At 40.3% G+C, this 18510-nt stretch carries 11 protein-coding genes; 1 reads left to right on the top strand and 10 read right to left on the bottom strand.

The features are described 5' to 3' along the window. Nucleotides 1-10: 10 nt before the first annotated feature. The 6 genes from ACVCDT_RS01970 to ACVCDT_RS01945 all read right to left on the bottom strand — a co-directional run bounded on the left by ACVCDT_RS01970 (nucleotide 11) and on the right by ACVCDT_RS01945 (nucleotide 11481). Complete coding sequence (locus ACVCDT_RS01970) at nucleotides 11-3214, bottom strand: tyrosine-type recombinase/integrase (RefSeq protein WP_447131060.1); 3204 nt, start codon at nucleotides 3212-3214, stop codon at nucleotides 11-13. Continuing rightward, a complete protein-coding gene (locus ACVCDT_RS01965; protein WP_447131059.1) occupies nucleotides 3201-4700 on the bottom strand; it encodes a hypothetical protein in 1500 nt (499 codons plus the stop codon). Before ACVCDT_RS01965 ends, ACVCDT_RS01970 begins: the two co-directional genes overlap by 14 nt. Then, nucleotides 4676-5197: a hypothetical protein gene (locus tag ACVCDT_RS01960; protein WP_447131058.1), complete on the bottom strand. Its 522-nt coding sequence runs from the start codon at nucleotides 5195-5197 to the stop codon at nucleotides 4676-4678. The genes ACVCDT_RS01965 and ACVCDT_RS01960 overlap by 25 nt, the downstream gene beginning before the upstream one ends. 1110 nt (nucleotides 5198-6307) lie before the next feature. Then, complete coding sequence (locus ACVCDT_RS01955) at nucleotides 6308-10165, bottom strand: AAA family ATPase (protein WP_447131057.1); 3858 nt, start codon at nucleotides 10163-10165, stop codon at nucleotides 6308-6310. Nucleotides 10166-10204: 39 nt separating this feature from the next. Next, nucleotides 10205-10897: a protein kinase domain-containing protein gene (locus ACVCDT_RS01950; RefSeq protein WP_447131056.1), complete on the bottom strand. Its 693-nt coding sequence runs from the start codon at nucleotides 10895-10897 to the stop codon at nucleotides 10205-10207. A gap of 5 nt (nucleotides 10898-10902) precedes the next feature. Then, nucleotides 10903-11481, bottom strand: coding sequence for an ECF-type sigma factor (locus ACVCDT_RS01945; protein ID WP_447131055.1), 579 nt, complete (start codon nucleotides 11479-11481; stop codon nucleotides 10903-10905). A 283-nt stretch (nucleotides 11482-11764) separates the two neighbouring features. Between ACVCDT_RS01945 and ACVCDT_RS01940 the strand changes: the two genes are divergently transcribed. Then, nucleotides 11765-12451 carry a PEP-CTERM sorting domain-containing protein gene (locus ACVCDT_RS01940; RefSeq protein WP_447131054.1) on the top strand — a complete coding sequence of 229 codons (687 nt, stop codon included), beginning with the start codon at nucleotides 11765-11767 and terminating at the stop codon, nucleotides 12449-12451. 517 nt (nucleotides 12452-12968) lie between these two features. Here the strand turns inward: ACVCDT_RS01940 and ACVCDT_RS01935 are convergent. The 4 genes from ACVCDT_RS01935 to ggt form a co-directional block, all read right to left on the bottom strand. Continuing rightward, on the bottom strand, nucleotides 12969-14279 hold the full coding sequence (locus ACVCDT_RS01935; RefSeq protein WP_447131053.1) for a sugar MFS transporter: 1311 nt from the start codon (nucleotides 14277-14279) through the stop codon (nucleotides 12969-12971). A 25-nt stretch (nucleotides 14280-14304) separates the two neighbouring features. Beyond that, nucleotides 14305-15465: an N-acetylglucosamine-6-phosphate deacetylase gene (gene nagA, locus ACVCDT_RS01930; protein WP_447131052.1), complete on the bottom strand. Its 1161-nt coding sequence runs from the start codon at nucleotides 15463-15465 to the stop codon at nucleotides 14305-14307. After that, complete coding sequence (gene nagB-II, locus ACVCDT_RS01925; RefSeq protein WP_447131051.1) at nucleotides 15462-16460, bottom strand: glucosamine-6-phosphate deaminase NagB-II; 999 nt, start codon at nucleotides 16458-16460, stop codon at nucleotides 15462-15464. The genes nagA and nagB-II overlap by 4 nt, the downstream gene beginning before the upstream one ends. A gap of 296 nt (nucleotides 16461-16756) precedes the next feature. Then, nucleotides 16757-18505, bottom strand: a complete 1749-nt coding sequence (ggt, locus tag ACVCDT_RS01920; RefSeq protein WP_447131050.1) for a gamma-glutamyltransferase — start codon at nucleotides 18503-18505, stop codon at nucleotides 16757-16759. Between the last annotated feature and the right edge of the window lie 5 nt (nucleotides 18506-18510).

The raw sequence follows: 18510 nt of genomic DNA, 5'->3' as shown, positions 1-18510 counted from the left end.
CTTTGATCACTTATACGTCATTAAATTCAAACGCATATTGATGTTGGACAAAGACTTTTTTGTCTCGTATCTCTCTCCAAATCTTTGCCCAGTAGACCGCAACCTTGAGTGTGTTGGTGCTTTCAAATTTGGGATTAGGAAAAAGATCTATAAACCTGAGCTCAAAACGTTCTTTGATCATTTTATTTCGCAGGTTCTCTGTAATCCTAAACACAGGCTTTTTTAGTCGAGACACTGAAAAGTTGATTTGGCTGCTAGAGGATTTTCCAAGTAGTTTTAACTTTGATTCTATCTCTTGAATCGCTTTGTTAACCCGTTCCTTGGTCTTGCCATTTATCTGTTGCGCTTTAAACTCTACATGCCAACGCTCGAGGGGGATTGTCCCCTGTAATTGGTTAACAAACTTTTTCACTTCCTGAAAAGAATTGAATATTAGATAGTTGTGGTCTAGAGGAGTGATTAGGAAGTCAGACAATAGATGATAAGCTCGATCCGAAACTTTGGTTCGCTGAGTAAGTAAACTAAATAATGCTTCCGCGTCCCCAAACTTGGCGTCCTCTAAAAAAGGAGTTCGGTAATAGTCACGGTACTGTTTAGATCCCTGAACCTCCCGAAAAATAGTCGAATAACTTTTAGAAGTTTTGAATTCAGTGTCGTTCTGTATTAACTCAACATGTTTAATAATTTGCTTAACGCGTGTTATCGGTATTCTTAGATTGTTAGCAATCTCATTACTTGAACATTCATCATTAGCAAACCGCACGACAGACAGAAAATCCTTAAATGTAGGCTCATGTTCTTGCATGTAGCTTGGTGAAAACGAACTGCTATTTGATTGACTACAGATATTCATTTGGGCAAGTGTATATTTTTGCAACTTTTGGTTAATTAGAGGTGTCATCGATGTAATTTCGATATCGCTGGTATCTGTTAAGTTAAGCTTTATAGCCGCTTTTTTCTTAGTTGTGTTTAAGAGTTTAGCAGCATGGCTTAACGTGAGTTTAAGTTCGGCTTTATCAAGACAATCAATAAGGCACAAATCGCACAGGTGGGCATATGATGTTAATGTGGTTCGTGACGATAGATGGCCAACAATAGCAGAGATTTGCATCAACGTTTTTCGAGGATCCGATGTTAAGAATGCTTTTATCGCCTCTATCTGCTGTTTACTATAATCAGTAAACTTAATGGCTGTGTCGACTTCGGCAAAACAGATTAATATAAGAGTACTTATACAAGTATGTCTAAATTGATAAAACACGATTTCTTGATTCGAAGATGCAAAAAGCTGCTTGATAATCTTTCGATTTACACTGCTAAAATCAAAGGGGACATTGAGAGCCGACTCTTGTGAAAAAAGAAGTGAATTTGGCGTACTGTTTTTTTGGGAAAGACGCTCTGAAACATAGCTTTTCAGAGCTTTTAACTCATCAGGAAGTAAAAATAGCGATAGCGGTATATTTCTAGCTGCACTGGCGGTTTTGCCGCTTAATATTATGCAGTCATTAGCTGTAATAGAGATTTGAGAAATACTCATTTTATATATTTCACTTGGCCTGAATCCGCAGCGATATATCAAAACCATCATTAAATCGACACTCGTTCGGTATATATCTGTCATTTCGGAACTGTTTGCATAAATGTCTTCTCTGACTCTATGGAACAAAGCCGGCGGTACGAGTTTACTTCTTACATGGCTTAGTTTGTCGTCTTCCAGCATTCGTTCAGGTAAGGCTATTATAGTAGCGAAACGTTTCGATATAAATTCGTAAAGTAGAGGTAAAACTGTATATATGAGTTGCTGTTTTTTTGAGATGGAAACAAGAATAAGTTCATAAAAATAGTCTGCATCACTTTCGTCGACTTCAGTGATATTGACCTCGTCCCAAAGATCTAACCAATCTTGATAAACTAAATTAAGGTAACGATGAGCCGTATTTTTTCCAGTTTGCCAACGATTAGTCTCCGTTAGACCATCGAGAATCCAAGCTATTAAAATCTCAGCTTGAATGCTCATTTCACATCGATTTTCTAATAGAGATTTAGCCACTCCTATTAATTTCTTTCGGGCAATCAATGCACCATATCTTTTTACATTGTCGCGTTCAGACTCACATGATAAAAGGAGTCTCCTTATGAATTTTAGGTCGTTTTTCTTGCTCGTTTGCTGTGGTAGATTTACTAAAATTGATTTAAACGATCTCGATTTAGACTCGTTTGAATTGCTAGGTGCAACTTTGTCGACAAAAATTTTGGCGGGCTTATCAAATGTTTTTTCGTACAGAGCTAAGGACTCGGCTTCCGTTGAACCACAAAACACCTCTCCAAAAGCATAAGTTCGCAAAAACTCAGGAACAGCAACATTATTAACTTTTAACCCAACATCAAACATTTGCTTCAATAAAGTAGGAATTGAAAATTCCCTTTGATTGAGCCCAATGTCCCGATAAATCATATAAATAATTTGATTTAAACTAGAGAAACTGTGCTCTTTTTTTAGTCGATTCTTCACCGCATAAAATTGGGTCAACGCTAGTTTGGATATTCGATCTACATACCAGCGTTTCAAGGAAGTATTATCTTTGTCACTGTATGCAATATTAGATGGATGACCTGCTTCTTTGTAATATAGATCAAAGTACAGTCGGTCATTAAATAATCTCATTGGTGCGGTTGAAAGTGTTAATTCTTCATATAAAGCCTCTAAAGGCTTTATTGATGCCAAACCACCAAAGGAGCACGCGCTTACAAGCACTTGCTTCAACAGCAAGTCAATTTCTGACTTCGCATTATTATTTGTTAAAGATCCCTTCTGCGCAAAAGCTTGCTGATAAGATTCCAAGTATTTTGAAACCTTATCATGGGCGTAATTATTTCTAGTTTCGGTAGGCTTTGTTATTTGATTAGTGTCGTCTGATAAAGCAAAACAATCCGCAATCCATTTTTCGAAATATTTACCAACCTTTTTATCAGTAGAAAAACAATCGGCAATGTGATTGCTGACCGACTTTAGGTTTTCCACAAATTTAGATTTTTGCTTTATATCCAAGTTATCAAAAGCTTCTCTTAGAGGCATGAATTCAGGCTCAAGACCGAAAATGCACCAGTCGAAAGGTGATGGCATTGCTGTCTGTAAACCATCAGCCACTGACTGTGCTAACTGGTCTAGATGATCAAAGTCACAAGGTCCAACTTCTACTCTAATGATTGGCATTTAACTCTCTAGGTACCCTAATACCCAGCCCCCCGCTTTCACTTGGGAGCAACAGATGTCTGTCGATAAAATCTGTCATTTTCTGCACTGTATTAGAAGGTGAGCTAGAGAATTCATGTAATTTAGAATAAGCAGATGTGTGGCCCAGCAACATTTTTATGTCGTCTCTAGAAAAGCCTCCGTTGTATAGAATGGTCGGGATGTAATGACGTGCAAAGTTATTTTTTACTTGGGAAGCACTGTTAGTTTGTTTAGTAAAAGTATAATTAAACTTTAATAAGCGTTTTTGTTTGACGCTTACAGAAGAAAATAATGCAGACTTCCCGTGCAAAATAGAGTCTATCTCTATTTTTAACGAAGGATTGTCACGACCTACTAAGCCTCGAAATTCACTCAAGTATTCGATATATGAAGCGACAAGGTGTCTGGCAACGGAGCTCAGTGGAAGGACCCTAAAAGAAGATGCGCCTTTGTCCAATATGCAGACTGTGCCCGCATCAAGAGCAAAGGAATCAATACTGCCAAATGGTGTATAAGTGGGACGATGTAACGTACAAAGGCTTAAGTAAGCAACACAAAACTCGGTGATGGCATTAAATTTTTTATACACATCCATATCAATACCTGCATTTGCTAGATATTGTAGCTCCAACTCTTTAAAGAAATTTTGCAACTCATTAGTACAGATTGAAAAATTGCTGCCAACTGCACAATACTCATCTGGACGCGGAACTTTAGTAGGCTTTAGCTTCCCCTTTTCTATAAGCTTGATTACATTGTCAAACTTTGATTGAACATGGTTTCTATTTATTAAACCGTAATAAAGGTTAGCGTTTGATTCCAATTCATCAGCACTAATAAAAGAGACTTCGTAATCAGATAACTCACTCAAATGTGCATACAATGAAAAAGAGTTTTTCACTCTCGACAATGTAATTTGTTCCGCTCTGATCACATCATTTTTTGGTAAAATACCCAGCAAAGATGAATTTAGTTCCTCTGATGTTTGTTCACTATCCAATCCGATTTCATTTGTTAATAACTTATTTTCTGTTTGGATGGTGATATAGGTTTCGCATAGCTTAGCCTTCAATTGAAAAAAGGTTTCAGTAAATTCGCTGGGTAAAGAGATGAACATATTGCTGGTGCTATCACAATCAGAATCAGAGCCACTGGGCATATTCCAGGGTGTATAAAGTCGAAGTTGCCATTCACCAGTTACTAATCTCACTAACCGTAAGTTTTTCACAACGTTGTCGTGAGCGCGTCCTGAGTAAAGCATGAGCAGTACGATTAACAGCAATGGTTCTTTAGCAATACCCTGGAGGCAAAAATGAGATAGGAAATACACAGAATCTCTTGTTAGCGCTGCGCGACTTGAATATAAGCTCATCTCATTCTTAAGTTTATGTTGCTTAATTAAGCTCTCTTTCCGCTTGCTGAGAGGTTTAATTAGCTTGCTCAATTTACGAATAGTGTCACGCACTTGGATGCCCTCCAGTTAGCCTTCATCGTTCTTATCGTACTTCGACAACATCGCATTGCTTTTGCCATTCCGGCTTCGCTTTTTATACCTGTGTGCCAAGTTATTATTTCAGGATTCCATGGATAAAATGCAAACGTTGCGTAAGCAAACGGGTAAAGACTTGATCGAGTACACTGAATGGCTAGGATTCCTAAACAATAGTTTTGTGCAGCATTGACAATCTCTTTGGTCGTTCCTTGCATTTCAATTACGTAAAAGTACTCAGGAAGCTGGTAGGGCCTTTTCTTATCATCAAGCAATATAAGCATCTGTGTGAATGCATATAGTTCGTTATCTTTTCGATAGACAAATGGTACGTTACTCAATACGTCGATATTCGCTACGACATCGTCATGCAAAACAGTTTGTAATGAACTGAGCGCGATCTTCTCCGTTTGAACTTTTCCCGAAATTCTCAAATCGTCGGCTTTTACCCTTAGTAACTGAATTGCTTTCATAACAAGCTCCCTATGTAGACTTGCTTACATTTTATCACTCGATTTCATCTATTCCACAAAGCCCCTAAAAATTGAGGGGATATTGAATGAGATTGTGTTGTTTGTGCAGGCGGACGGCTTGTTTATAAAGGCCTGGAGGTGCGTTTGTTCATTCTGATAATGAGGGAGACTTTCAATATGATAAATTAAGTTTTAAACATTTAAGGCAGGCAGAATATCCGCAACTAGGGAAATGAAATTCGAAATTACACTTTCTTTTGAAAAGAACCTAAAGAAGCCTGGGGTGTGAGAAAAAGATCAAGTGGTAGTTGTAATTAATAGATATGCAACAACTGTTGATGCTGAGCTAGACGCTTCATCCCAGCATATTTACAGCCTCACAAAAAACACGCCGGAGGGTTAGAATCAAGCCTTTTCGTTCTTCGGGTGTCGCCTCAAATAAGAGTGATTCTAACAATTGAGGAAGCCCCTCATATCTGCCTGTGAGGAAAGGTCAGAATTTCTATAGCAATGTGTTTGATTTTGTCTGAGCCACTACAACTAATAACATTAATTCTTAACACATCGGTAACGAGGCTTCTCTATTTCACTCTGATTAAAAATTGCACCGCAATTTGTACCATATTTCCGTTCGTTTTAGTTAATTTTTTCGTTTCGTGGGGGTATGCTATGGGCTAAAGTTAACCATCACAAAAAGCAGCTTTCCGTGACCATCCGTGACTGGTGACTAAAAAAATAGTTCTTATTTGGTGTTAATTGGTATTGTGCATATTACTTCCAAGCTCCTTTATATATGATGCCTGAACGTTTAACACCGATTAAAGTGCGATTTTCAACTTCGTGGGGCTAGTCCCTCCGGAGGCGAAGGGGTGCGCCATCATTTAGTAAAATATATCTTCACTTTTAAAAAATTACACAGAACCCCAAATTGCATGTAGCGCACCCGATAGGTGAGAGCCTGTGTGGTTCGACAAATTTGTCTGGAACAAATTTGGACGTGCGCAGCACGGTCGCGAAGCGATAAAGTACAGGACGTGCTTTACAATCCTGTCGGGTGCGCCATTTTTGTAAATTTTGACCGCTGCCCCCATTTCCAAAAAGCTTTAAAAACTAGCATGATTGAATGTTGCTTGGTTGTTCAAAGTTCTTAATCACCTCATCAATTTGCTCTCCGTGCATAGACTCTTTTTGCAGCAAGACTTGGGCAAAATGCTCAAACAATTCGAAATTATCCAGCAATAACTTTTCGGCTAGTTTTTCGCTTTCAAAAATCCATTTTCTTACGTTTTGCTGGGCAGTATGCAGTAAGTCGCTTTCTTCAAATTTGGTTAATAAGCTTAAATTGACTGCACCAATATCATCGCTTAGCCCGCCTTCGTAAATGGCGCTCATTGCCATGTAGGTGGCTTTTTCGATATCGCTGCTTGCTCCTGTGCTTACAAAGTCGTCACCACCGGTTAAGATTTTTTCGGCGACTCGGCCAGCTAATAATACCTGCAGATGATGACCTATAGTCACGCGTGTATTACCATTGTATTTGTCAGGTCGGCCCGTGGCCACAAAGCCTAACGACTGATCGCGAGGGATAATGGTAATAAAGTCCACCGGTAAATTAGGAAATAACAGCTTGTACGCTAACAAGTGCCCCGTTTCGTGGTAGGCGGTACGTTTCTTCTCTTCATCACTCATTATTACTTTGTCTGAAGGCAAGCCGTAACTAATTCGATTGATGCTTTCATTCACATGCTCAACGCTAATTGACTGATTGTCACTAACTGCCTGATATACACTTTCTCGTAAAATTTGTTCAATCTCGGCAGACGATAAACCTTGTGTGCGGCTTACTAACTTGGCAATGTCGGACTTTGGCCAAGTAATGTTTTGTTTGTTAATAAATAGGTCAAAAAATTGCTGACGCGCGGCTTTGTTTGGCAGGTCGCACACTATGGTTTCATCAAAGCGCCCTGGGCGAGTTAATGCTGAATCGAGAGCTTCTGGGTAGTTGGTGGCAGCCAAAACAAAAACAGGCTCGTCAGATTGATTAAAGCCATCCATTTCGGTTAATAAGGTATTAACCACTAAGTTACCGTCACCTTGATCTTTTTGACTGCGCTTGCGCCCTATGGCATCAATTTCGTCGATAAAAATAATGGCCGGTGCGTATTTTCGGGCGGTGCTAAAAAGCTGGCGAATATTTTGCGTAGTACCACCTTTGTATTGGCTTGATAGGTCAGCCGCGCTTACGTTAAAAAAGGGTAGTTGGCATTCGCCCGCCAAGGCTTTTGCTAATAAGGTTTTACCTGTACCAGGTGGGCCTGCAAATAAAAAACCGGTAGGCATATCTACTTGCATCGCAGCCAGTTTACTGGGTTGATTCATCCAGCCAATCACTTCGGTTAGGCGTTTTTTAGCGCGGCTTAAGCCAATTACATCTTGCAAACCAATATCTGGCAACGAAAAATCAAAAAAATCGGTGTTGGTTAAATCTTCAGAAAAAACCATTTGTTGGTGATTAAAGTTATTGATTGTCAGCACCAACCCGCTATCTGATTTATGCGCATCTAAAGAGTAGGTTAACGCTTGATGACGCTTAGATAGTTTTCGTACTTGGCGCTCTGTGACTAAATAATAACGTACGCGCTCAACCAAGTTCTCTAGTTGTGGTTTAGCTTCATTTTGCGGGCTCAAAACAAAATGCTCTCGTAGCTCGTTATTTATACTACATATATCGCTGACATTTTTTTGTTCATCAACCACATAAGTAAAAATTGCAATACCTGGGTTACAGTCAATAATGCGCTGAATGGTATTTTGCAGGCTAGCAGCTGAATTAATTACCTCTAAATCAAGCAAAACCGCATCAGGATTTTGCTGTGTTAGGTGCGATTCAAACTCTTTAATATTATGGCAATGACTAACGCTAACACCTGCAAACTCGGTGGCTGACTGGCCTAAATTAAAACGCTTTTTCGTATCAATTAGCTTATGATCATCATCTAAAAACAACACCTTTATGTGATTGTCTTTGCTTTGAAATTCATCGGCTAGTTTTACCTTAATACAAATATCGCTGATTTCATCCTCTAGATACTCTTCGGCCTTTAATAATGCTTCTGCTTGAAACTTGGCAATGGCACTCTGTAAACGCCTAACACTAATATCGGGCGATATAGATTGTAATAAAAAGGCACTAAATTCGGGTGCTAGGGTAAAGTTAACCCCGTTTAAATTGGCCGGAGCTAACACCTCTTTTTCGGCTAAGCGGATCAAATGATTTATCTTTAGCGAATTAAAGATTATCGGAAACCCCTTGGCCAAGCGATTAACCAACTCTGGCGAAAAGCCCACCCCTGTATCTGGGTTTTTAGCGGTTTTTAAAACTTCAAATACGTTTAATGTTTGTTGGGTTTTGTTTTTTAAAAAGGTTTCTTGCCCAAGGTTACTGGTAAACACCACTATGCATTGCGAAAAGTCTACCGGCGATTGCAGGGTGTTGTCTTTTACTACACCAGAGTCCAACAAGCTCAGCAAAGAGCTCACAACGCTGGTATGCGCTTTTTCAATTTCATCAAACAAAATCACTTGTCTGGGGTAGTTACGCACCGAGGTGGTTAAGGTACCTAATGCAGAATCGACATATTGGTTACCACTGCCAAATAAGCGCATGGCATCTTTTTCATCCACATAACTTTCCATGTTATAACTTGAAAATTGGTAGTCGGTGCCCTCTATCTCATTTAGATAATTTGCAAATAACGAAGCCAAATAAGTTTTACCTACCCCAGATGGACCAACAAAGGTGTAGATTAAACGTGGCCCCTGGCCTGCTTTTAGGGTTGATGCCAAAAAACCTTTAGCCACACTGTTAATTGCACAGTCTTGCCCCACTACTTTAGTTGAAAGCTGTTTTTTTAGTGTTTTGCTAGCTCTAGCAAGTTGCAGGGCCTTAACGGGGTTTGCATTGGCATTACAAAACTCTTCAACTCTAGGGTGGAAGGAATTTAATAGCCGCATAAAAAACAGCGATAAATCTATCTGCCCATTCAAGCAGGACTTACTCAGCAACTGGCTAAGCTTGTGATCGAAAGTCAACTGCGAGGCTTTTTTTCTGGCGTAGCAATACCATGACTTAGAGCCTTGTTCACTTATTTGAGAAGTCCGTTTATCTACTACCTCATTTAATATTGAACGCACCTGTAAGGTGCTAGGTAACATTTTTACTTGGTAGGGCAATATCTGGCAAAAGTTAGCTAAACAGGCTAGCGCCTCGGGCACGCCTAAACTTGCATGAAATATACTGTCTACTGTGACTTTAGGTAAGTCTTTAGCGGTAAGATTGCTGATGTGTTTTTCGGGAAAATCGTTTAAATGCAGTGCCGCTTGCAAAATGGCTACTTCTTCAAAAAATGCCGTTACATCTGCATTTTGTTGGCTAAATATGCCCGATAAAGAAAATGGCGGTAGGCGCTCTTCTTCACCCACTTTTATGGGTTGGTTATGATCAACATCCTGATAATAGTCTGACTCAAAGCTAGGAATTCGCTCAGTCACCAACTCAAAAATATCAGCTGCATCAACATAGGTATTGTCTGGGGTGCTTTTTAACCTTTTTCTAAAGTGAACAACAATATTGGTAATATCAAATTCACCAGTAGGCTTGCGTTCAATCAAATTTTTGCTTAAGGCAAGTTCGGTAAACTCACTTAATATTTTATCAGCTACTTTACTATCTATTAGCTCAAAGTTTTTAGCCTGAACATGCAACAACCCATCGTCTGTTTTTAAGTATTGGCATTTAACAATGTTATTTTCTAGCTCAGTACCGGAAACCTGATTTTCAATTAACAGGCAATAAAACGGCAACAACACATCTTCATGCTCTAAAATCTCTGCGTCGATAGGCATGTCACGGCAAATGACTTTCGCGCCGCCAAAAAAGCTATGGGATAAGGGGTAAGATTGGGGCATGGTTGTCCTTGTTAGGCTTATTTTTCTTATAGTTTAAAGTTAACACTGTTTTTTGATTTGATATCTAGCCAAATCAAAATCCACAATATTGGCATTGCCATTTTCATCCACCAACACGTTATTTAAACTGATATCGCCATGAATTATGCCTTGTTGTTCGGCATAATTTTTTGCCTCATTTAGGGTGCTATACACCTGTGATAAAGCATTAGGGTGGGGGTTGGTTTTTAAAAATGCGAATAGGGTGTGGCCTTGGATATATTCCATCATAATGTTGGGTTCGTGATGGTTGTCGTGGCCTATGTCGATAAAGCTAGCGATAAAATGGTGGTCAAGCTGGGCTAAAACTTGCGCTTCTTTTTTTATCATCTCAAGAGCGGTATTAAAGCTATCGGCCAGCGAAAAATACTTTACTGCAACTGTGTGCTCAATTAGCCCATCGACTCTTTTGGCTTTGTACACATCGCTCATCCCCCCTTGGCCAATTAGCTCGATAATTTTGTATTTATTATCAATTATTCGCCCAATTCTGGTTTCGGGTTGGTCAAGTGTGGTTAAAGGTTGAAATATTGTTTCGAGTAAGGTTTTGCTCGGGGTTTGGCTAAAGCTTAATAATGTCGCTAATTGTTTGGCTAAGTCAGGCGAGTTTGATGTTAGCTGAATATACTCAGTCGACGCTAAGGGGTTTTCCATTGCAGCAAGTTTTTGAAACCATTGATATACATCACTCATGAAAACTACGTACTTAACTCGGCTAAATACCAAGCTTTGGCAAAATTTAAATCATTATGTACTGTGCGTGTTGAAATATTCAGTAGTTCAGCAATTTTTTCGGGCGCAAGGCCGGCAAACACACTTAGGTGCAATACCTCGGTACAACGGGCTTTTACCGTTGATAAACTTTTATCTGCTAACAATAATTTAGCCAGTAATTCTGATGTTTGATTTTCTTGCGCAGAGTTAGTTATATCAGTAAACGCCTGCCGTTTTTGGCTGGTTAATTTGCGGTATTGATCATAAATAACCGACTTCACCACTTGCGATATAAGCATATACAAGTCTTTACGATTGCAGATTAATTGCTCTCTGTGAACGGCTAATTTTAGGTATGCGTCGTGCACAATTGACGTGGTGGTTTGTATACATACATCTAATTGCTTAGCAGCGCTGAGTTGTTTGAGTTTTTGCTTGCGCACTTGATGTTTAAATTGCTGATAGCAAATTGTGAAAAGCTCATTAAAGGCGATAGTGTCACCCTTTTTCCACTCTACTATTAGCTCTGTTATGGGTGCTTGTTCTTCTACATCAAACGTCATGTATTACCTAAAATAGCCAGCATGTTTTCCTTATCAACCCTGCACCATATAGTCATATTTCAGGTAATAATAATCAATAGCTGGTTGCTATTTATTTTTATTTCAGTGGCTTGCATTTTTGATTTCAAAATACGTATCTAGCGCAATTCCTAGCTTTTAATACCCTATGTTCAACATTGAGCCATTTTCCTGCGCAAAATTAGTGAGTTCGCGCACAGCATAATAAAAGCCGACTTGGCTAATTTAAACCTAACAAATTTATTCATCATAATTGGAGTTATATATGTTTAATAAATCAATCATCACAGTTTTTATTGCGCTTGTTTCACTATCAACAAAAGCAGCATTGATTACAGAAAACTGGCAGGCAACTATCAGCTCTAGTAACACACCTGCACTTTATGAGGTAGGTGATATTATCCAGTGGTCGGTCACTTTCGACGACACCTCTTTGTTAGCAACCTATTTCCACGACGGGGCAGACGATATAGCTCACACTAGCGATGATTATGTAGACTTTGTAAGCGACTATAGATGCCCAAGCTCACCTGGTTGTGGGCGATATAGCCTTATGGCCGATGCCACCTTTGACTTATCGGGCGTTTTTAGTGGAGTAGAAAATTACCTTGTGAATAATAATTTAACATTGCGTGACATTCGCTCACAGCATTACAGTCATCGCTCAGCATACAGCAATGGTGGCCAAATCATGAACTTTAGTGAAGAGGCCATAGGTTTTGAAGCTGCGTTATTTAGCTCTGGCAGTGCATTTGGCAATTTCTCTGTTCAAACAAGCAGTGCTACAGGCATAGGTAACATTTTTGCCAACTTTAATGGCATTACTTTTTTAGGTACCCAAGGCAACGCACCAATCCCAGCACCTGAGCCTGCAGCTATTGCACTGTTTGCATTGGGCCTAGTTGGGGTAGGTTATAGAAGGTTTAAAAAACAGTCTAAACTGGACTGTTGACCTAGATATGGCTCAATAAAGAGAGTAACTTAAATTTATAACCATTTATTGGTTGTTGAAGTTTTGAGCTTTTTTCTTTTGAAATAGTCACAAGAGCCTAAGTCTAAACGCTATTCAGTAACCTAGGCTTTGGGTCTAAAACGCTCAAATATGAAGTTCGCTAATATTGCCAAAGGTATGCCATACAAAATATATATAACGAGTATGAAAGGGTCACTGCCACTTTCAAATAGGTCTATGAGGAATATTAATACAAAGGGTAAAACGATAGATATAAACTTTCCAAACCTGCATTTTGTTATGCTCAATAGGTAAGGCACCAACAAACAGAAAAATGAAGTGATTATCAGATAGATCATTTTACCCTCAATGCTTTTTTACAACTTGGAAAGTTAAAGAGTGTTGAGCCTGACCACTCATTAGGTTGGTTAAGGTTTAGAACGCTTTCTCGTTTTGTATAGATGTATTTATTTAAAAACGAGAAAGCTCAAATGACTTAGCGTTAGTTTTTCCTTAACTACCACTTTCGCATTTTATGGCCTTTTAAGGCATAAAATAAAATAAATAAGTAGCATGGTAGGCCAACTAAGTAAGCCAGTTGCAGGTCGCCGCTTTGGTGAGATATTTGGCCAAACACTAAGGGTAAAATGGCTCCGCCAGATATGCCCATAATCAATAACGCCGAGCCTTGTGCGGTGAATTTGCCTAAGCCTTGTAGGGCGAGTGGCCAAATGGATGGCCAAACTAGGGCGTGGGCTAAGCCCATTAGTGCGACAAATGTAATAGGGTTGGGTAACACTTGAATGCCTGTCCAGCCCCATAAAATATCGGCAATGCTGGTGGACTGTTCTGACGACAGTACTATCCCCAAAATACACAAGCTGCCTGCTATGGCCGAGCCAATTAAGGCTTTTTCTTGGGAAAAATACTTAGGAATACAAGTTACCCCTATTAGGTAACCAATTACCATAAACACCATAGTGTACGAGGTAAGGCCAGCAAAATTAGCCACATTTAAATCAGCACCGTAAAGCCCTATGGTATCTCCAGCAATTACCTCAACGCCTACGTAGGCAAACAAAGCAATGGCCCCTAATATAATTTGTGGGTATTGAACTATAGAAGATTTGGCGGTGTCGCTGGTTTCACTTTGTTGTTCAAAGTCGATATCGGGAAGGGCGCTGTATTTAACTATTAAAATCAGTCCTGCAAGGGCAATGGCCATAATAAAATAAGGGGTAATTAAGCTCATCGACAAATCACTAAGGCGTTGTTCTAGCTCAGCTGGTGCTAGTGTGGCCAAGTGATTTTGTGAAATATCGCCCATGCCAGACAAAATAACAGCAGTAAACACCATAGGCACTATTACCCCAGCGCCTTTGTTAATCAGCCCCATTATGCTAATTCGCATAGCGGCGCTTTCCACTGGGCCTAAATAAACAATATAAGGATTAGAGGCAGTTTGTAGAATGGTTAAGCCGGTACCCAATATAAATAACGCGGCTAGAAACACTGCAAAGTTTGCGGTCATGGCGGCGGGAATATGCAGTAGCGCCCCTACTGCCATAATGCCTAAACCTAAGGCCATACCACCACGGTAACCTGTGCGTTTAAGCAACATAGACATGGGCAAGGCCATAACTGTATAGGCAATATAAAAGGCAAAAGTAACAAATAGCGCCTGAAATTCATTTAAACGACAAATAACCTGCAAAAATGGAATAAGCGAGCCATTTAACCAAGTCACAAAACCAAAGATAAAAAACAAAATGCCTATGATGATCATGGGCATAAAGCTGTTGCCTTGCTTAGCTGAGGGTTGTGTCATTGTGGGTACCTTGTATTGTTATTATTTATTGTTTGCTATACACCTGTTGGCCTTGGATCCAAGTGGAACATACCTGTAAATCTGCGTCTAACAGCACAAAATTGGCTGCTTTATTCACATCAATTAGCTTGCTTGGGGCAATAGGTAAGGGCGCATTTTGTAAAAAACTTAAAGGATATAAACTGGCCATTCGAATGGCTTCTGGCAAAGAAACCTTTAACCATTTATGGGTATTTTTAACTGCACTGGCCATATCTAAATTAGAGCCGGCTAATTCACCTGTAGTTGAGGTGAGTTTACCTTGGTGATTAGTGACTTTACGGTCAAAAAAAGCAAACTCTGTGGCTTGAGTGCCCACCAGTGGCATGGCATCTGTGACTAAAAATATTCCACCTGTGGGTTTGGCTCTTAGTGCCACTTGGCAACTTGCGGCACTAACATGGTAGCCGTCTACTATTAGCCCACATTGGGTTTGGTCGTTTAACAAAGCACTGCCAGTAACTCCGGGCGCGCGGCCAGTTAAGGGTGACATAGCATTGTATAAATGTGTAAAACCTCTTGCCCCAGCTTTTACCGCTTGATTGCTGGTTTCAAAATCTGCGTTGCTATGGCCAATGCAAACCATTACACCCAAAGCCACCAACTTTTTAATGTCTGTGGTTGATACCATTTCTGGGGCTAGGGTGAGCATAATATGCCCCAAATCTTTACGCGCAAATAATTGCCATTCGGCCTCAGAAATAGGGCGAATAAAGCTTTCGCAATGGGCGCCTTTTTTAGCACTTGAAATATGCGGGCCTTCAAAATGAATGCCTAATATGCCTGGCATCTTAGCTTGTAACGCCTGACTCACCACATCAGCTGCTTGCTGCATAGTGTCGATATTGTCGGTAATCACAGTAGGCATCATTCCAGTAGTACCAAACTGGGCATGGGCCGCCATCATTTCTTGTAAAGCGTCAAGGCTTGGTTGGTCATTAAATAAATGCCCACCGCCACCATTTACTTGTAAGTCAACATAACCAGGTACAACTAACCCATCTAAGCGTTGGTCAACTTGCTCAAGGTTATTATCTATTGCCACTATGCGTCCTTGCTCTATGCATAGCACTACATTTTGTTGTTCGTTTACACCGTCAAAAAGGCGGGTGGCAAGAATGCGTGTACTGTGAGTTTGTGTATTCATAAGGTTTGGGTGACTTTATTTAATCCTTTTGGCACATCTGGGTTTAATCCAAGGGCAATAGAAACTTTGGCAATATCAATATAAAAACGTTGTAAAACTAAAAGCGGAGCAAGTCTTGGGTGAACACTAAGACCCGCTTGGTCAAGCTGTATTGCCTCAGCCCCTCGTTTTTTCACTTCGTCTATTTGGGCATTATGTGAGTATTCACTTTCATCTACAACTACACAATTTAAAATTGCTAAGCCTTTTTCGATTAGGGTAATGGGGCCATGTAAAAATTCGGCGCTACTAAAAGCTTCAGCATGAATACAACAAACTTCTTTTAGTTTTAAGGCCATTTCTTTGGCTACTGCAAAGCCTAAACCACGGCTTAAAACCACCATGTTATTGATTTTTGCAAAAGTGCTAGGCTGCAATTGGATGTCTGCTTGCAAGACTTTATCTAAGGCTTCTGGCAGTTGTTCTAAGGCCGCAAACAACGAAGCATTTTGAGTCCAAGCCGAGGTTAAATGAATTAACGCCGACAGAGTAGCTAAGTAACTTTTGGTGGCTGCAACCGATACTTCTTTACCCGCGCGTATAGGCAAGACTGTGTCTACCATCTTAGCTAAAGGCGAGCTTTCATCATTTACTATGGCAATACAATAGGCTCCGCCCGCTTTGGCCATTTCGGCCTGAGCAAGAATGTCTGGGCTTCTGCCCGATTGCGAAATCACTATTACCAAAGCCGCGTCTAGCTTTAATTGTTTTTTATAAATGCTAGAAACCGAAGGTGCTGCAGACATAGTGGGAATATTGGCTTCCACTTCGATTAAATATTTGGCAAATACCCCTGCATGGTCAGACGAACCGCGCCCAATAATCATCACCATTTTTGGCTGTAGCGCGCGAAGATCTTGTCCAATTTTTTCAACTACTTGGGCATTGGCTTGAATTTGCTTAGCGATAATTTGCGGTGTTTGCCGCGCTTCTTGTTCCATTATGGTTTGAGTCATTAACCTGCCTTTACGTATACCCAATAGACCGCTGCACCTGATATGGGATAAAGAATTGATTGTTAGTGCAAAAAAATATGGGAGGTACACAAAGTGGGTTAACACTTACCTTAGCCTGGCTTTAGAATCAACGCTAAAACTAGCCTTGGTTTAGACCCTACTTTGTGACCGCCCATCCAGGATGCGGATAAATTTAATACTAAAACTTGCCTTGTTGCAACAAAAATAGAAATAATTTATTCCTATGCGGACCAATAAAAGCCCGAGCACTTAGCTCAGGCTTTTATTGGTTTGATTTATAGTGGTTGGTTTTTACGGGCTAAATCTGAATCAAAAACTATAGCTTTACCGCGACCATTAGACTCAGAGCCAGCCGAAACTTGGCCGTATTTATCAATAATAATATGCATATCTCCAAAGCGTCTTTGGTCTGTGGTGTAGCCCAAAGCTTGTAGTTGGTTAATCACCTCTGGAGCTATGCCAGGGTGATGGCGGATCACATCTTTAGGTAATAACTGATGATGAAAACGTGGTGTATCCACCGCACTTTGCGCGTCCATATTAAATTCAAATACGTTTAATATGGATTGATACACCGAACTTATAATAGTGGTGCCGCCTGGCGAGCCAGTAATTAAGCTTATTTCACCGTCTTTTAACACCATAGAGGGAGTCATAGACGACAACATACGTTTTTGTGGTTGAATTTCGTTGGCACTGCCACCTACTGCGCCAAATACATTGGCGACGCCTGGCTTAGCACTAAAGTCATCCATTTCGTTATTAAGAATAAAGCCTGCGCCTTCTACTACCACAGAGCTACCAAAACCTAAGTTGATAGTAGTGGTATTCGACACCCCATTGCCCCATTTATCAATAATAGAAAAATGGGTGGTTTCTTCACTTTCTTTTAAGCCTGGCTGGATCAGTTCTGTAACAGAAATTTTATCTGCACTTATATCTTGGCTGCGTTTTGCAATATATTGGTCTGAGGTAAGTTGATCCACTGCCACATCCACAAAATCTGGATCACCTAAATACTCAGCTCGGTCGGCAAATACTTGTTTACCAATTTCTGCCAATAAATGCATATATTCAGCAGAGTTGTGGGCCAATTGAGACTTATTTGCTGTAAGGTTTTGGTACATTTTTAGCCATTGAATAATGGCAATCCCACCAGAGCTAGGTGGGGGAGAGGTTAGTATTTGATAACCCTTCCAGTTGGCTACTAATGGCTGTCTTTGCACTGCATGGTAAGCGGCTAAATCTTCTTGATCTATTAAGCCATTTTGCGCACGCATAAAGTCGGCAATAATTTTGGCGGTTTCGCCATGATAAAATCCGTCTTTACCCTGATCGCGAATACGTTTTAAGGTAGCCGCTAGTTCAGCTTGCTTAAACAATTCGCCAGTTTTAGCCTGAGCGAAGTAGTCTTTAAAGTTCACGTCAAAACCACGTTTAGCTAATCTAGCAATGTGTCTTTCTATGTAGCTGCCTAATTTTGCTGGCACAATAAAGCCTTGTTCGGCTAAGTCTACCGCAGGTTGAACTAAGGTTGCCCAAGGCAAAGAGCCATGTTTTTGGTGAGCTAACCACATACCAGCCACTGTACCTGGTACGCCTGAGGCTAAAATGCCTATCACTGATTGATTGGGGATCACTTCACCGTTTTCATCTAAGTACATATCGCGGTGGGCCGCAAAGGGGGCTTTTTCACGGTAATCAATAAAATCTTGTTGGCCGTCTTTGTGGATCAACATAAAACCACCGCCACCAATATTACCTGCTTCGGGTAGCGTAACCGCCAACACAAATTGTGCAGTAATGGCTGCATCTACCGCATTGCCACCTTGTTCTAGAATGGTTTTGGCCGCGTCAGCACTAAAGCTATCTGGCGCTGCTACTGCAGCTTGTTGCAATTTAACTGGGCTAGCTTTGCTTGGCTCTTGGCTGGTTTGCTTGGCAGGCGAGCAGGCAATTAAAAGCACTAAAATACTCGCAAAACTAACTAGCTTGGTTATTCCTTTAGCGTGAAAATGTTGCATGGTGA

This window comes from Paraglaciecola aestuariivivens, from assembly GCF_052983255.1.
Note: the sequence above shows the minus strand (reverse complement) of the source record. Positions and strands in the feature narration are given on the sequence as shown.

Bases quoted from the DNA above. Each gene is read 5' to 3' on its own strand.
- ACVCDT_RS01970 (WP_447131060.1), bottom strand. From the start codon at position 3,214: ATGCCAATCATTAGAGTAGAAGTTGGACCTTGTGACTTTGATCATCTA.
- ACVCDT_RS01960 (WP_447131058.1), bottom strand. From the start codon at position 5,197: ATGAAAGCAATTCAGTTACTAAGGGTAAAAGCCGACGATTTGAGAATT.
- ACVCDT_RS01955 (WP_447131057.1), bottom strand. From the start codon at position 10,165: ATGCCCCAATCTTACCCCTTATCCCATAGCTTTTTTGGCGGCGCGAAA.
- ACVCDT_RS01950 (WP_447131056.1), bottom strand. From the start codon at position 10,897: ATGAGTGATGTATATCAATGGTTTCAAAAACTTGCTGCAATGGAAAAC.
- ACVCDT_RS01945 (WP_447131055.1), bottom strand. From the start codon at position 11,481: ATGACGTTTGATGTAGAAGAACAAGCACCCATAACAGAGCTAATAGTA.
- ACVCDT_RS01940 (WP_447131054.1), top strand. From the start codon at position 11,765: ATGTTTAATAAATCAATCATCACAGTTTTTATTGCGCTTGTTTCACTA.
- ACVCDT_RS01935 (WP_447131053.1), bottom strand. From the start codon at position 14,279: ATGACACAACCCTCAGCTAAGCAAGGCAACAGCTTTATGCCCATGATC.
- nagA (WP_447131052.1), bottom strand. From the start codon at position 15,465: ATGAATACACAAACTCACAGTACACGCATTCTTGCCACCCGCCTTTTT.
- nagB-II (WP_447131051.1), bottom strand. From the start codon at position 16,460: ATGACTCAAACCATAATGGAACAAGAAGCGCGGCAAACACCGCAAATT.
- ggt (WP_447131050.1), bottom strand. From the start codon at position 18,505: ATGCAACATTTTCACGCTAAAGGAATAACCAAGCTAGTTAGTTTTGCG.